Genomic DNA, 15,991 nt, shown 5'->3' on the forward strand with positions numbered 1-15,991 from the left:
CTTCAGCTATTTTATGTTTATTTTTAGAAGCATTAAGCAACCAATAGAATGATCATGAAATTTTATTTCATCCATTATTAAATTATGAGAAATTCTCAAATAGAGCGGCAATCGATCATCGTTCAATATTGCGGATGCCGAATCAGCTCCTGTCTTAGGGGGGGGTAGACGGCGCGAAAAAGGCAAACGTTCACCTTTAGGCGCAGAACACCGTAAAATAGACGTTTTCCCTTAGAGCGAGAAAACCACGACGATGCAGGATGCGCCATCACCAAACTGGTTTGTTTATATGCTGCGTACCAGCAGCGGCATGCTGTATACCGGCATTACCACCGATACTTCGCGCCGTTTGGCTCAGCATCAGGCAGGCAAAGGCGCCCGCTCGCTGCGCGGAAAGGGCGAACTCGCGTTGGTATATCAGTGTGAGGTAGGTAGTCAATCTGTCGCGCTGCAGTGGGAATATCGCATCAAACAGCTGAGCAAAGCACAGAAAGAGCGGCTGGTGCGCGACCAGCCAGAGTCTATCGCCAGCTTTTTAGCCGAATTTAAACGCGATTGAACGGATCGGCGAATTCCACTTTCCCACTCACGCCTTGAAAGTGATTGTCCGCCAGCGGGTAGATTTGGAAGTTGGATGAGGGTTCGTCCCGACCGCAGCTGAGCTGATGTTCCGACGCCGCAACAAAGCCAAAACGGGAAAAGTAAGCCGGATCGCCGAAAACGACCACCGCGGTGTAGCCGAATTCATTTAGCGAATCCAGACCTTCATACACCAATTGCTCGCCCAAGCCTTGCTTTCTCAGGCTTTCATCGACCGCCAGCGGCGCCAGTCCGACCCACTGAAGCTCTTCCCCTTCAATGCTGACCGGACTGAAAGCGGCATAGCCGACCACGCCGCCCTCATCATCCGTCGCCACTACGCCCAGCGTCAGCTGACCGTTTTCACGCAGCTCTTGCACCAGTTCGGCCTGAGCCGAAGTGGGAAATGACTGTCGAAGCAGGCGATCTATTCCCGGCGCGTCGACAGGAATTTCAACGCGAATTAACATGACGCCGGCGCGTGTGCCGGAGCCTGCTCCGCGCCCTCCCGCAGTCCAGACTCGACGAAATCCGCCAGCTGCAGCAGCGCCACGCGCAGCGGAGTCGGCATGCTTTCCAGCTCAACGGCATCCATCAGATTCTTCACGTACAGTCCCAGCTCGGTATCACCTTCGATACGCAGACGACGTTGGAAGAACAGCGTATCGGGATCTTCTTTACGCGCCGCGATCAGAATCAGATCGTTGGCATCGGCGCTGAACGTCACTTCTGCGACTTCGTTGCGGCTGACCAGCAGACGGCCTTCGCGCTGCGTCATAAACCAACGCAGCCCCATATCCCGAACTTCAATCTGTAACCAGCGATCTTCCAAAAATTCCAGATCGCCATCTTCCAGCGCCTGACGGAACTGCCACTGCAGCAGTTGCTCCAATATCCGGCGCTGCAGGGAAAAGGGCGTAAACGCTAACGGTTTGCCCAGAAATCCCGGCCCCTGACGCACTATTTGCGCCCGTAGTTGTTCCAGCACTGGCGTACTCCTCTAAAGCTAAAGCGATATAGACGACACGATACTCTGACATCATTTTGCCACATTGCCGACTCGCGACGGCGGCTTACATCAACAATGTAGCCGGTTATCGCTCAAATCACGAAATACGCGCGTCTGCTATATTATTTTCATCACACTATATACTGGTTTAAATCAAAGTGTTGCCACAGCGGGTTAACTAAGATGCCTTTTCGTCAGAATTTTTAATTGACTGATAACCTGCTTCATCAATCAGACAACATCATTGATCGCCTCCGTTTAAATTTGACGAAGGCCTTGATGAGTGAAGGAATAGGTATGGAACTGCTTTGCCCCGCCGGTAATTTACCGGCTCTAAAAGCCGCTATTGATAATGGTGCAGACGCGGTGTACATCGGGCTTAAAGATGATACCAACGCACGACATTTCGCCGGACTTAACTTTAACGATAAAAAATTGCAGGAAGCTCGCAGCTACGTGCATCAGCATAAGCGCAAACTGCATATCGCCATCAATACCTTCGCCCATCCAGACGGTTTCCAACGCTGGCAGCGCGCCGTGGATAGCGCTGCACAGGCGGGAGCGGACGTCCTGATCCTGGCTGACCTGGCGACGTTGGAATACGCGGCGGAACGCTATCCGCATATCGAACGCCACGTTTCCGTGCAGGCGTCGGCCACAAACGAACAGGCTATCCGTTTCTATCAAAAACATTTTGACGTCGCGCGCGTCGTACTGCCGCGCGTGCTGTCTATCCATCAGGTCAAACAGCTTGCCCGCACCAGCCCGGTGCCGTTGGAAGTCTTCGCCTTCGGCAGCCTGTGCATCATGGCGGAAGGACGTTGCTACCTCTCTTCCTATCTGACCGGTGAGTCGCCCAACACCGTCGGCGCCTGCTCTCCGGCGCGTTTTGTCCGTTGGCAGCAGACCGACAAGGGGATGGAATCTCGCCTGAACAATGTGCTGATTGATCGCTATCAGGATCATGAAAACGCCGGTTATCCCACGCTGTGCAAAGGTCGCTATCTGGTGGACGGCAAGCGTTACCATGCGCTGGAAGAGCCAACCAGCCTGAATACGCTTTCGCTATTGCCGGAGCTGATGGCGGCAAATATCGCGTCAGTGAAAATCGAAGGCCGCCAGCGCAGCCCTGCCTATGTCAGTCAGGTCACGCGAGTATGGCGTGAGGCGATCGACCGCTGCAAGGCATCGCCAGAACACTACTCCCCCAACCCCGAATGGATGGACGCCCTGGGCGCCGTCGCCGAAGGCACGCAAACCACGCTGGGCGCCTATCACCGTGAATGGCAGTAGTCAGGAGAACACTATGAAGTATGCATTGGGAGCCATCCTTTACTACTGGCCCAAAGCAGATATTGAAGCCTTTTATCAGGCGGCCATGTCCAGCAGCGCGGATATCGTCTATCTCGGAGAAACGGTATGCAGCAAGCGTCGCGGCATGAAGGTCAATGACTGGCTGGAGGTCGCCCGTCAGGTGTCCGCCAGCGGCAAACAGGTGGTCATTTCTACGCTGGCGTTGCTGCAAGCGCCCTCAGAGCTGAACGAGCTTAAGCGTTACGTTGAAAACGGCGATTTTTTGCTAGAGGCCAACGATCTCGGCGCCGTCAATATGGCCGAGGAGCATCACCTGCCGTTTGTCGCCGGGCATGCCTTGAACTGCTACAACGCCTATACGCTGCGACTGTTGCACAAACAGGGGATGGTCCGCTGGTGTATGCCGGTAGAGTTATCGCGCGACTGGCTGCAACATTTGCTCAATCAGTGCGACGAACTCGGCTTTCGCGATAAATTCGACGTCGAGGTGCTGAGCTACGGTCATCTGCCGCTGGCCTACTCCGCCCGCTGTTTTACCGCGCGATCTGAAAATCGCCCTAAAGATGAGTGCGAAACCTGCTGCATTCATTATCCGCAGGGCCGCAAGGTGCTGTCGCAGGAAAATCAGCAGGTATTCGTACTCAACGGCATTCAAACCCAGAGCGGATATTGCTATAACCTCGGCAACGAGCTGACCTCGATGGAAGGTCTTGTGGATATCATCCGACTCTCGCCGCTCGGTCTGGAAACGCTGGATGTGCTCGATCAATTCCGCGCCAACGAACACGGCGCACAGCCGCTGACGCTGCATCAAGAGAAGGAGTGCAACGGCTACTGGCGCCGCCTGCCCGGTCTGGAGCTGGTAGACTGACCTCGCCGGATGCCCTTTATTTCCGGGCATCCGCACGCCTCATCCGCTATTTCCGCGGAATATTACGTACTATGATTATTCGATAATATTCCGCGGTTAGCCTGCTCCCGGGTTGACCCTTAACCCGGTGAGCCATGCCTATGTCACAACAGCCTGTTACTTTTTCCGTACTGGATTTGGCCCCTATTCCTGCTGGGGCAACACCGCGCGATGCCTTTCACAGCTCTCTCGATTTGGCCAGACATGCAGAGCGATGGGGGTATCACCGCTACTGGCTCGCCGAACATCACAATATGACCGGTATCGCCAGCGCGGCCACCTCCGTTCTGCTCGGCTATCTGGCGGCGGGCACCGAACATATTCGACTAGGTTCCGGTGGGGTCATGCTGCCTAACCATGCGCCGCTGGTGATCGCCGAACAGTTCGGCACGCTGGAATCCCTCTATCCGGGACGCATCGATCTGGGACTGGGACGCGCGCCGGGCAGCGATCGCCGCACCATGATAGCGTTGCGGCGTCATTTAAAAGGCGAAGAAGATGATTTCCCTGCGGATGTTCAGGAACTACAGCGTTATCTAGCCCCTGCACAGCCGGATCAAGCGGTTCAGGCCGTACCGGGTCAGGGTCTTAACGTCCCGATCTGGCTATTGGGCTCCAGTCTATATAGCGCGCAGCTCGCCGCAGCGTTGGGGCTGCCGTTTGCTTTCGCCGCTCACTTTGCGCCGGACATGCTGATTCAGGCACTGCAACTCTATCGCGATAAATTCCAGCCTTCAGCGCAACAATCACAGCCGTATGCGATGGTCTGCGTCAACGTCATCGCTGCCGAGAGCACCGCAGATGCTCGATTCCTGTTTACGTCACAGCAGCAGCAGTTCATCAATCTGCGCCGTGGCGTACCGGGACCGTTGCCTGCACCAGTACAAGAGATGGATGATGTCTGGACGCCGGCCGAACAACTCTCGGTTGAACAGACCCTGCGACTTTCCATCGTGGGCGATCGCTTACAGGTGCGTCATGGGTTACAGATGCTTTTAAGGCAAACTCAGGCGGATGAGCTGATGATTAACGCCTCGATCTTCGATCATCAGGCCAGACTGCGTTCATTTGAAATCGTGGCGGAATTACAGCAGGAAGTCATGCGAGAAGAGCGGATCGACTGACATAAAAAAGCCAGCCCGAAGGCTGGCTTGATGCGTGTTACCACGTTAGTACAATGTGATTACGAGTTGGACGGCTGACGTGGCGCACGGTTACCGCGACGTTCACCACCGCCTTCACGACGTTCGCCGCTGAAAGAGCGACCACGACCGCCGTTACCCGGACGACCACCGTTAGGACGATCACCGAATGAACGACCACCACGGCCACCTTCACGACGCTCGTGCGGCTGGGCATCGCCCAGAAGCTGCATGTTCATCGGTTTGTTGAGAATACGCGTGCGCGTGAAGTGTGACAGAATATCGCCCGGCATCCCTTTCGGCAGCTCAATCGTAGAGTGAGTACCGAACAGCTTAATGTTACCGATGTAACGGCTGCTGATGTCGCCTTCATTAGCAATCGCGCCCACGATGTGACGAACTTCAACGCCATCATCACGGCCCACTTCGATGCGATACAGTTCCATATCGCCGACATCACGACGCTCACGACGCTGCGGACGGTCACCGTCACGCGCATTATCACGGCCACCTTCACGGCGACGGTCGAAACGATCGTCACGATCGCGCATTTCACGACGCGGACGGCGATCGAATACCGGATCCGGCGGCAGAATCAGCGGACGTTCGCCCTGCGCCATTTTCAGCAGCGCAGCAGCCAGCGTTTCCATATCCAGCTCTTCCTGCGGCTGCAGTTTAGCCAGCAGCGCACGGTACATATCCAGATCGCTGCTTTCCAGCTGCAGTTGAACCTTGGCGGCAAACTTGGCCAGACGACGTTCGCCCAGCAGTTCAGCGTTCGGCAGTTCCACTTCAGGAATGGTCAGCTTCATGGTGCGCTCAACGTTACGCAGCAGGCGACGTTCGCGGTTATCAACGAACAGGATCGCACGGCCGGCACGACCCGCACGACCGGTACGGCCGATACGGTGAACGTAGGATTCCGCATCCATCGGGATATCGTAGTTCACGACCAGGCTGATACGGTCAACATCCAGACCACGTGCAGCAACGTCAGTCGCAATCAGGATATCCAGACGACCATTTTTCAGACGTTCCAGCGTTTGTTCACGCAGCGCCTGGTTCATGTCACCGTTCAGTGCAGCACTGTTGTAACCGCTGCGCTCCAGCGCTTCAGCCACTTCCAGCGTCGCGTTTTTGGTACGCACGAAGATGATCGCAGCATCAAAATCTTCCGCTTCGAGGAAACGGATCAGCGCTTCGTTTTTACGAACGCCATGTACCATCCAGTAGCTCTGGCTGATATCCGGACGCGTCGTCAGGCTTGACTGGATACGCACTTCCTGCGGATCTTTCATGAAACGACGAGTAATACGACGAATCGCTTCCGGCATCGTCGCGGAGAACAGCGCGGTCTGATGTTCAGCCGGGATCTGCGCCATGATGTTTTCTACGTCTTCGATGAAGCCCATACGCAGCATTTCATCAGCTTCATCCAGTACCAGACCGCTCAGGTTGGACAGGTCCAGCGTGCCGCGTTTCAGGTGGTCGAGCAAACGACCCGGCGTACCGACCACAATCTGCGGTCCCTGACGCAAAGCGCGCAGCTGCACGTCATAACGCTGGCCGCCGTACAGGGCAACCACGTTGACGCCATGCATGTGTTTAGCAAAGTCATTACAGGCTTCAGAGACCTGAACCGCCAGCTCACGGGTCGGCGCCAGCACCAGAATCTGCGGTGCTTTCAGTTCAGGTTTCAGGTTATTCAGTAACGGCACCGCAAATGCGGCGGTTTTACCGCTGCCGGTCTGTGCCATACCCAGCACATCACGACCATTCAGCAGGTGAGGAATACATTCCGCCTGAATCGGCGAAGGCTTTTCGTAGCCCAGATCGGTCAGGGCATTAATAATCGGAGCAGACAGCCCCAAATCGGCAAAAGAGGTTTCAAGCTTAGTCATGTACACGTGCCTCATAGATGGCGGCCAGTCTACATAACTCGTCTAGAAAATTTTCAGTCATTTTCATTGAAAAGTGTGAACCGGCTCAAATTGGATTAAAAAGCGAACAAAAAAGCCCTCGCCAGTGAAGGCGATGGAAATCGTTGTGATTCCAGGCTGAATATTGTTCGTCAGCTATTGCTGGTCCGATCCTGATAGGTCGTCTTGCTCTTGGCCTAACTGCGCCAATTCCAACAATGCATAGCGGTGCTCAACAAAGTTATGAACGTTGTTAGCCACCGTCAGCTTGAACAGCGCCGAAGCGGTGTCCTTGTCCCCCAGACTTAGGTAGTGCTTACCTAAATAGAAGTCAGTTTCACTGAGATGCTCAGCGAGCGAAGTGTTATCCTTTGCTTCTTCCTGCAAGCGCTGCATCAGTGTCTTTTCACTGATATCGCCCAGGTAGAATTCGACAATAGTCCATCCCCACACACCTTTCTTTGCTCCCTCGTAGCGCGTTCTTAATGCGCTTACGGCCTTATCCGGGTCGATTTCTCTCTCGACCAGATACAGCCACAGGGAACGGAAAGGATCATTGGGATCGTCTCGATAAAACGCTAGCAGATCATCCTGCGCCAATTGGTACCGACCGCCGTAGTACAAGGCGATCCCCCGATTGAGACGCACATAATTGTAAGTTGGATCAAGCTCTAGTACAGAATCAAACGCTTCATAGGCAGCATCAAAATTGCCTGCCTGCGTTAAGTAAATCCCCAGATAATTAAAAACCTCTGGGATGTCGGGACGGATAGAAAGCGCTTGTGAAAAATCATTTCGCGCCAATGCCCGTAACCCTAAGCTATCATACAGCACTCCGCGCTCATATAACAGCTGTGCTCGTTCATCAGGAGTAAGTGCTCGGCTGGCCAGGATTTGCTCCATACGAGCCAGAATGACTTCCTGCTGCAACGTGGGCTGCAGCGGGACCGCCAAAACGGCATTTTTGCGCCAATCCATGCTGCTGCATCCTGCCAGCATGAGTGCTGCCGCGACATAAGACCAGCGCAAGAAAGGCTTCATTACCCACTCCCGAAGAAGACAAACAAAGGATGAACATCCTGTCCCGCGACGGTTTCTATAAGGATATCCGTTCCCTATCATACACGCAGCTCCTTAACTCGGTAAGGAGCTGCCAAACGATTATCCGTTATTCTTCGCCGGAGGTTGCCGCAGGTTCCTGAGACTGAGGAGTCGCTTCCTTCATGCTCAGACGGACACGACCCTGACGGTCGACTTCCAGAACCTTAACGGGAACTTCTTGACCCATTTCCAGATAATCAGTCACTTTCTCAACACGCTTGTCGGCGATCTGAGAGATGTGAACCAGACCTTCTTTACCGCCGCCGATGGCAACAAACGCGCCGAAGTCAACGATACGGGTCACTTTACCCTGATAGATGCGGCCGACTTCGATTTCAGCAGTGATCTCTTCGATACGGCGAATAGCATGTTTTGCTTTCTCGCCGTCGGTAGAAGCAATCTTCACCGTACCATCATCTTCGATTTCAATCGTCGTACCGGTCTCTTCGGTCAGAGCACGGATAACCGAGCCGCCTTTACCGATAACGTCTTTGATCTTGTCGGTACTGATTTTAATGGTATGAATACGCGGTGCGAATTCAGAGATATCGCCACGCGGCGTGCTGATCGCCTCTTCCATCACGCCCAGGATGTGCAAACGCGCACCTTTAGCCTGGTTCAGTGCCACCTGCATGATTTCGCGGGTGATACCTTCGATCTTGATGTCCATCTGCAGCGCGGTCACACCATCACGGCTACCAGCAACCTTGAAGTCCATGTCGCCCAGGTGATCTTCATCGCCCAAAATGTCAGACAGTACGACAAAGTTTTCGCCTTCTTTCACCAGACCCATCGCGATACCGGCAACGGCCGCTTTGATCGGCACACCGGCATCCATCAGCGCCAGAGAAGCGCCACACACGGAAGCCATGGATGAAGAACCGTTGGATTCAGTGATTTCAGAAACCACACGAACGGTATACGGAAATTCGCTCGCTTTCGGCATAACAGCCAACACGCCGCGTTTCGCCAGACGACCGTGACCAATTTCACGACGTTTCGGCGATCCGACCATACCCGTTTCACCCACAGAGTACGGAGGGAAGTTATAGTGTAGCAGGAAGCGGTCAGTACGCTCGCCGGTCAGTTCGTCAATCGTCTGCGCATCGCGTTCAGTACCCAGCGTAGCGGTGACCAACGCCTGAGTTTCACCACGAGTGAACAGTGCGGAACCATGCGTACGCGGCAGAACGCCAGTGCGAACGTCCAGACCACGGATCATGTCTTTTTCACGACCATCGATACGCGGTTCGCCACTCAGAACACGGCTACGAACGACATTTTTCTCGATGCTGCCCAGGATGTCGCTGATTTCGCCTTCGTCCAGCGTTTCATCTTCGGCCAGCAGCGCGGCAACGACGTCAGCTTTGATGACGTCAACCTGAGCGTAACGTTCCTGTTTCTCGGTGATGCGGTAAGCGTCACCCAGACGAGTTTCGGACAGCGCTTTAACACGGCTGTACAGCGTTTCGTTCACTTCTGGCGCATGCCATTCCCATTTCGGCTTGCCTGCTTCAGCCACCAGAGAATTGATGTTCTCAATGACAACCTGCTGCTGCTCGTGACCGAAAACAACCGCGCCCAGCATCTGATCTTCGCTCAGCAGGTCTGCTTCTGATTCCACCATCAGCACCGCGCCTTCCGTACCGGCGACAACCAGATCCAGACGGCTTTCTTTCAGCTCATCAGTGGTCGGGTTCAGCACGTACTGGTCGTTGATATAACCAACGCGAGCACAGCCGATCGGGCCGTTGAACGGAATACCAGACAGGCTCAGCGCAGCGGATGCGCCGATCATAGCAACGATGTCCGGGTTTACCTGCGGGTTCACGGAAACAACGGTAGCGATAACCTGAACTTCATTCAGGAAACCTTCCGGGAACAGCGGGCGAATAGGACGGTCGATCAGGCGAGAAATCAGTGTTTCGCCTTCGCTCGGACGGCCTTCACGACGGAAGAAACCACCCGGGAAACGACCAGCAGCGTAGGTACGCTCCTGATAGTTGACGGTCAGCGGGAAGAATCCCTGACCCGGTTTAGGCTGTTTAGCACCAACAACGGTAACGAATACCGCGGTGTCGTCCATGCTGACCATAACGGCAGCCGTAGCCTGACGAGCCATCATACCGGTTTCGATAGTGACGGTATGCTGACCATATTGGAATTTACGGATAATCGGATTAAGCAAAATTATATCCTTGTCACAGAGGGTTGCTGCGCCACTTATCTCGGACGCCACAGACCAGTTTACACCCGATCCAGTCACTACATCCTCGCGACTAATGACAATCTTCAATCTGCTCCCCGGCAGAATAAAGTCTCTCATTAGCCGCGCGAATAGCTGTAATAACGGACCATTTTTTACTTCAGCAATACATTACTCTGTTTCAGCAACGCATCCTAGAAGAAAGGGGCCATAATAGGCCCCTTTCTACTGAAACTCGTCGGATTAGCGACGCAGACCCAGACGCTCGATCAGGCTGGTGTAGCGTGCTACTTCTTTACGCTTCAGGTAGTCCAGCAGCTTACGACGCTGAGAGACCATGCGCAGCAGACCACGACGGCTGTGGTGATCTTTTTTGTGCTCAGCAAAGTGACCCTGCAGGTGGTTGATCTGTGCAGTCAGCAGTGCAACCTGAACTTCAGTAGAACCGCTGTCGTTAGCATCACGACCGAAATCTGCAACGATTTTTGCTTTAGCTTCAACGCTTAGAGACATAGTAGAACTCCAATAATATTATATAAGATAAAAAGGGTGCCGATCTCTAATTCAGCTACCCGGTACTCGAGCCGCGCTATTCTACCCGCAGTATAAGGTGATAGCAAGGCGGTCAAACGGCCCCAGGTTCGGGGTATTCGACCACCAGACGACGAGGTGCGACCCGCCCTTCGTCATCGATAATGCCCATGCCGATAAACTTCCGCGCATCGCCTTCTGTGATGCGAACCATTCCCGAGTCTGGGGCGTTGGCGGCACGCACCGCCTGTCCCAATTTCAGGTATCCAGCGACGACTTCCGGCAAATTAACCTCAGGAAATTCCTGGACAGCGCTGTCCATAGGCAGGAGCAAAGGATCAAGCAACGCGCCAACTGTCAGCTCTTCTTCAGCGGCACGTTCAACCAGTGCGCGCAGCTGTTCTAAGGTCACCATCCGTTCTACCGGATACGTCGCCACCTGAAGACGGCGCAAATAAATCACGTGAGCGCCACAGCCGAGTTTTTCACCCAAATCGTCAATGATCGTACGGATATAAGTGCCTTTCGAACAGTGAATCTCCAGCTCCAGTTCATCCCCTTCCCAGCGGATTTGCTGCAGCTCATACACCGTGATTTCACGCGCTTCGCGAGGAACGGTCTGCCCCTGACGGGCATATTCATACAGCGGGCGCCCCTGATATTTCAGGGCGGAGAACATGGATGGGACCTGCGGAGTAGTGCCGCGAAATTCATCCAGCGCTTCTGCTAACGCTTCAGGAGTGAACGTGACTGGACGCTCTTCGACAACATTACCATCAGCGTCAGACGTATCCGTCCGCTGGCCCAATCGGGCAATGACGCGATAACGCTTATCAGAATCCAGCAGGTGCTGGGAAAACTTGGTCGCTTCGCCCAAACAAATCGGCAGCATGCCTGTCGCCAGCGGATCCAGCGCGCCAGTATGTCCCGCCTTGTTGGCGTTAAAGAGACGTTTAACCTTTTGCAGCACATCGTTGGACGATGTTCCCTGCTGTTTATCCAGCAGCAGAACGCCATGAACGTCCCGGCCGCGACGACGAGGACGCCCCATCAGTCCTCCCGATCTTCGTCCGAAGAAGATGAGCGACGCTCGGCATCTTTTCTGACGACATTGGTCACCAGATTCGACATCCGCATACCTTCAACCAATGAGTTGTCATAGGAGAACGTCAGCTCAGGCACTACGCGCAGACGCATCGCTTTACCCAACAGTACGCGGATAAACCCGGAGGCGTCCTGCAACGCTTTGATGCCAATTTTTACCTGCTCCGGTTCGTTGTCGTTCAAAAAGGTCACGAAAACTTTGGCATAAGCCAGATCGCGGGACATTTCAACGCCAGAGACAGTCGCCATGCCGACGCGCGGATCTTTAACTTCGCGCTGCAGAATGATGGCGATCTCTTTTTGCATTTCCTGCGCCACACGCTGTGTGCGGCTATATTCTTTTGCCATGATAAACCTCACGGAAAAATGAGGGGGCACAAGGCCCCCTCAACGGAAAAATAGAATGATGTGGTGATGGAAGCATTACGCAATAGAGCGTTTAATCTCAATGATTTCAAATACTTCGATCATATCGCCAGAGCGAACATCGTTGTAGTTCTTCACACCGATACCACATTCCATACCGTTACGAACTTCGTTGACGTCATCTTTGAAGCGACGCAGGGATTCCAGTTCGCCTTCGTAGATAACGACGTTATCACGCAGTACGCGGATCGGGTTGTGACGTTTCACCACACCCTCGGTCACCATACAGCCTGCGATTGCGCCAAATTTCGGTGATTTGAACACGTCGCGAACTTCAGCCAGACCGATGATTTCCTGTTTGTACTCAGGCGCCAGCATACCGCTCATCGCCTGCTTCACTTCGTCAATCAGGTCATAGATAACTGAGTAATAGCGCAGATCCAGACTTTCTGCTTCGACAACGCGACGGGCGGAAGCGTCTGCACGTACGTTGAAGCCCAGCAGGATTGCGTTGGAAGCCGCAGCCAGGGTAGCGTCGGTTTCTGTAATCCCACCCACACCGGAGCCCACAATTTTGACTTTCACTTCGTCGGTGGACAGCTTCATCAGGGAGTCGGAAATCGCTTCACAAGAACCCTGTACGTCAGATTTCAACACGATGTTCAGTTCAGAAACTTCGCCTTCACTCATGTTCGCAAACATGTTTTCCAGTTTAGATTTCTGCTGGCGAGCCAGTTTCACTTCGCGGAATTTACCCTGACGGTAGAGAGCCACTTCACGTGCTTTCTTCTCGTCGCGAACCACAGTCGCTTCGTCACCCGCTGCCGGCACGCCGGACAGGCCCAGGATTTCGACAGGAATAGACGGACCCGCGGAAGCCACTTCACGACCTAATTCGTCACGCATCGCACGAACACGACCGTACTCGAAGCCACACAGGACGATATCGCCTTTATTCAAGGTACCTTCACGAACCAGGACAGTGGCAACCGGACCACGACCTTTGTCCAGGAAGGATTCGATAACCGCGCCGCTTGCCATACCGTTACGGATAGCTTTCAGCTCAAGAACTTCGGACTGCAGCAGAATGGCGTCCAGCAGTTCATCGATACCCGTACCTGATTTGGCAGATACGTGTACGAACTGGCTTTCGCCGCCCCAGTCTTCAGGCATGATGCCGTGCTGAGACAGTTCGGTTTTAACGCGGTCCGGATCGGCTTCCAGCTTATCGATTTTGTTGACAGCAACTACAACCGGCACTTTAGCGGCTTTGGCATGCTGAATAGCTTCGATAGTCTGCGGCATCACGCCATCATCTGCGGCAACAACCAGAACGACGATATCCGTCGCCTGCGCACCACGTGCACGCATTGCGGTAAACGCGGCGTGTCCCGGGGTATCCAGGAAGGTGATCATACCGTTGTCGGTTTCTACGTGGTATGCACCAATGTGCTGAGTAATACCACCCGCTTCGCCCGAAGCGACTTTGGTAGAACGGATATAGTCGAGCAGCGACGTTTTACCGTGGTCGACGTGACCCATGATAGTCACGACCGGCGCGCGCGGTTCAGCAGCAGCACCCGTATCACGATCGCTCATCAGCGCTTCTTCCAGCTCATTTTCACGGCGCAGAATCACTTTGTGACCCATTTCTTCCGCTACCAGCTGAGCCGTTTCCTGATCGATAACCTGGTTGATCGTCGCCATTGCACCCAGACGCATCATCGTTTTGATGACCTGAGAGCCTTTAACGGCCATCTTGTTCGCCAGTTCAGCTACCGTCACCGTTTCGCCAATCACGACATCGCGGTTAACCGCCTGAGCAGGCTTGTTAAAGCTCTGCTGCAGTGTGCTTGGTTTACGTTTGCCTTTACCACCGCGCGTCACGGCGCGAGCTTCTTCGCGATCGGCTTTGGATTCAGACAGACGGTTGCCTTTCTTCTGTTTAGTCGCTTTGCCGCCGCGAGTGCGGGCACGACGTTCGCCTTCGACCTTGCGATCGTTTTCATCTTCGGCTTCACGTGCGTGATGAGACGTCGTTACGTGGTAGTCAGAAGTTTCGGTTTCGTCTTTCTGATTTTCCCAACGACCGGCGTTTTCTTCGGCCATGCGGCGAGCTTCTTCTGCAACGCGACGGGCTTCTTCTTCAACCTTCTGGCGTGCTGCTTCTTCCGCTTTGCGCTTAAGTTCGGCGGCTTCGGCTTCGCGACGCGCTTTCTCAGCCTGAGCTGGTTTGGTCATGGTGTTGTTTTGTTGATTGGTCACTTTTTCTTTTTCCGCTCCGTCGCGCTTAGCTTTGTCGGCGGCCTCACGTTTGGCTTGCTCTTCAGCAGCGCGCTTCGCTTTTTCAGCAGCTTCGCGCTGGGCTTTTTCTTCAGCCTCGCGTTTAGTCTGCTCTTCAGCAGCGCGTTGTGCCTGTTCTTCCGCTTCACGCCGCGCCAGCTCTTCTTCGGAGGTCTGCTGACCATCCTGAGAATCGCGTTTTACATAAGTGCGTTTCTTGCGGACTTCGATCTGTACCGCTTTACTCTTACCACCGGTACTTGGAACATTCAATGTACTGCGCGTTTTGCGCTGCAGCGTCAGTTTTCCCGGCGCACTGCCGCGTTCACGGTTCAGGTGCGCCAGCAAGCTTTCTTTCTCATGCTGGGTCACAGAATCTGATGCGGACTTGGTGATACCGGCATCAGCAAACTGCTGTATCAGGCGGTCAACCGGAGTCTGAATCTCTGCGGCCAGCGATTTTACGGTTACATCTGTCATGCTGTTCCTTTCCTGCTACAGTTCGTTATTCGTTGTTGTCGCCAAACCAACAGATATTACGCGCGGCCATAATCAGCTCACCGGCTTGCTTCTCATCAAGCTCTTCAATATCTGTCAGGTCATCGACACCCTGCTCAGCAAGATCTTCCAGCGTACATACGCCGCGTGCAGCCAGAGCAAACGCCAGCTCACGAGACAAACCAGGCAGGTTTAGCAAATCATCGGCTGGCTGACCGTCACCGAGGCTTTCCTCGCGGGCCAACGCCAATGTGGTCAACGCTGCCTTCGCACGGTCACGCAGCGCTTCAATCGTTTCTTCATCCAGCCCGTCGATTTCGAGGAGTTCTTTAATCGGCACATAGGCCAGCTCTTCTAAGGTAGAGAAGCCTTCTTCTACCAGAACAGTCGCGAACTCTTCGTCGATGCTCAGATGCTTAGTGAAGACATCAATTGCAGCATGCGCTTCGGCCTGATGCTTGGCCTGCAGGTCTTCGATCGTCATCACGTTCAATTCCCAGCCGCTGAGCTGTGATGCCAGGCGAACGTTCTGACCGTTACGGCCGATTGCCTGAGCCAGATTTCCTGACTCTACGGCGATATCCATGGTGTGATTGTCTTCATCTACTACGATGGAGGCAACATCTGCTGGCGCCATGGCGTTGATGACGAACTGAGCCGGATTATCATCCCACAGGACGATATCGATACGCTCACCGCCCAATTCACTGGAGACGGCTTGGACACGCGCGCCGCGCATACCTACACACGCACCAACTGGGTCGATGCGTTTGTCGTTGGTCTTGACGGCAATTTTAGCGCGTGAGCCCGGATCGCGAGCGGCGGCTTTGATTTCGATAACTTCTTCGCCGATTTCCGGTACTTCAATGCGGAACAGCTCGATCAGCATTTCCGAGCGTGAACGGCTGACGAACAACTGAGCGCCACGCGCTTCAGGACGAACGGCGTACAGTACGCCGCGAATGCGGTCGCCTGGACGGAAGTTTTCGCGCGGCAGCATGTCTTCACGGCCAATCACCGCTTCTGCGT

Annotated in this window: 15 protein-coding genes; 4 read left to right on the top strand and 11 right to left on the bottom strand. The window is 54.2% G+C overall.

The genetic code is table 11. From position 1 onward, the window contains the following. The first annotated feature begins 253 nt into the window (after positions 1–253). Positions 254–559: a GIY-YIG nuclease family protein gene (locus tag Q7O77_RS05850; RefSeq protein ID WP_304164250.1), complete on the top strand. Its 306-nt coding sequence runs from the start codon at positions 254–256 to the stop codon at positions 557–559. Here the strand turns inward: Q7O77_RS05850 and Q7O77_RS05855 are convergent. Both Q7O77_RS05855 and Q7O77_RS05860 read right to left on the bottom strand, forming a co-directional pair. Further along, positions 546–1,049 carry a GNAT family N-acetyltransferase gene (locus Q7O77_RS05855; protein ID WP_304164253.1) on the bottom strand — a complete coding sequence of 168 codons (504 nt, stop codon included), beginning with the start codon at positions 1,047–1,049 and terminating at the stop codon, positions 546–548. The genes Q7O77_RS05850 and Q7O77_RS05855 overlap by 14 nt on opposite strands. Beyond that, complete coding sequence (locus Q7O77_RS05860) at positions 1,043–1,567, bottom strand: SCP2 domain-containing protein (protein WP_085651613.1); 525 nt, start codon at positions 1,565–1,567, stop codon at positions 1,043–1,045. Before Q7O77_RS05860 ends, Q7O77_RS05855 begins: the two co-directional genes overlap by 7 nt. 318 nt (positions 1,568–1,885) lie before the next feature. Here Q7O77_RS05860 and Q7O77_RS05865 point away from each other — a divergent pair, with 318 nt between their 5' ends. The 3 genes from Q7O77_RS05865 (at position 1,886) to Q7O77_RS05875 (ending at position 4,936) form a co-directional block, all read left to right on the top strand. After that, positions 1,886–2,881: a peptidase U32 family protein gene (locus tag Q7O77_RS05865; RefSeq protein ID WP_304164257.1), complete on the top strand. Its 996-nt coding sequence runs from the start codon at positions 1,886–1,888 to the stop codon at positions 2,879–2,881. 13 nt (positions 2,882–2,894) lie between these two features. Next, positions 2,895–3,773 carry a U32 family peptidase gene (locus Q7O77_RS05870; protein WP_304164260.1) on the top strand — a complete coding sequence of 293 codons (879 nt, stop codon included), beginning with the start codon at positions 2,895–2,897 and terminating at the stop codon, positions 3,771–3,773. Between the two features lie 134 nt (positions 3,774–3,907). After that, on the top strand, positions 3,908–4,936 hold the full coding sequence (locus tag Q7O77_RS05875) for a luciferase-like monooxygenase (protein WP_304164263.1): 1,029 nt from the start codon (positions 3,908–3,910) through the stop codon (positions 4,934–4,936). Positions 4,937–4,995: 59 nt separating this feature from the next. On the opposite strand, the gene Q7O77_RS05880 is transcribed toward Q7O77_RS05875, so the two are convergent. The 9 genes from Q7O77_RS05880 to nusA all read right to left on the bottom strand — a co-directional run. Then, positions 4,996–6,855 carry a DEAD/DEAH family ATP-dependent RNA helicase gene (locus Q7O77_RS05880; protein WP_304164266.1) on the bottom strand — a complete coding sequence of 620 codons (1,860 nt, stop codon included), beginning with the start codon at positions 6,853–6,855 and terminating at the stop codon, positions 4,996–4,998. After that, positions 6,848–6,922, bottom strand: a complete 75-nt coding sequence (gene yrbN / locus Q7O77_RS16965) for a protein YrbN (protein ID WP_099049240.1) — start codon at positions 6,920–6,922, stop codon at positions 6,848–6,850. Before yrbN ends, Q7O77_RS05880 begins: the two co-directional genes overlap by 8 nt. Positions 6,923–7,029: 107 nt before the next feature. Further along, a complete protein-coding gene (nlpI, locus tag Q7O77_RS05885) occupies positions 7,030–7,914 on the bottom strand; it encodes a lipoprotein NlpI (protein ID WP_085651608.1) in 885 nt (294 codons plus the stop codon). Positions 7,915–8,041: 127 nt separating this feature from the next. Next, the gene (pnp, locus tag Q7O77_RS05890) at positions 8,042–10,162 is read right to left on the bottom strand and encodes a polyribonucleotide nucleotidyltransferase (RefSeq protein WP_304164271.1); all 2,121 of its coding nucleotides are present in this window, start codon (positions 10,160–10,162) and stop codon (positions 8,042–8,044) included. Between the two features lie 261 nt (positions 10,163–10,423). Then, a complete protein-coding gene (rpsO, locus tag Q7O77_RS05895) occupies positions 10,424–10,693 on the bottom strand; it encodes a 30S ribosomal protein S15 (protein WP_026739644.1) in 270 nt (89 codons plus the stop codon). A gap of 112 nt (positions 10,694–10,805) precedes the next feature. Beyond that, entirely contained in the window at positions 10,806–11,762 is a 957-nt protein-coding gene (gene truB, locus Q7O77_RS05900) for a tRNA pseudouridine(55) synthase TruB (RefSeq protein ID WP_304164274.1), read from the bottom strand. Beyond that, on the bottom strand, positions 11,762–12,163 hold the full coding sequence (gene rbfA / locus Q7O77_RS05905; protein ID WP_085651606.1) for a 30S ribosome-binding factor RbfA: 402 nt from the start codon (positions 12,161–12,163) through the stop codon (positions 11,762–11,764). The genes truB and rbfA overlap by 1 nt, the downstream gene beginning before the upstream one ends. A gap of 75 nt (positions 12,164–12,238) precedes the next feature. Then, complete coding sequence (infB, locus tag Q7O77_RS05910; protein WP_304164277.1) at positions 12,239–14,944, bottom strand: translation initiation factor IF-2; 2,706 nt, start codon at positions 14,942–14,944, stop codon at positions 12,239–12,241. Positions 14,945–14,969: 25 nt separating this feature from the next. Further along, a partial coding sequence (gene nusA / locus Q7O77_RS05915) for a transcription termination factor NusA (protein ID WP_304164280.1) occupies positions 14,970–15,991 on the bottom strand: 1,022 nt, incomplete at its 5' end.

It is taken from the genome of Lonsdalea britannica (assembly GCF_946477055.1).
GTDB lineage: Bacteria > Pseudomonadota > Gammaproteobacteria > Enterobacterales > Enterobacteriaceae > Lonsdalea > Lonsdalea britannica_A.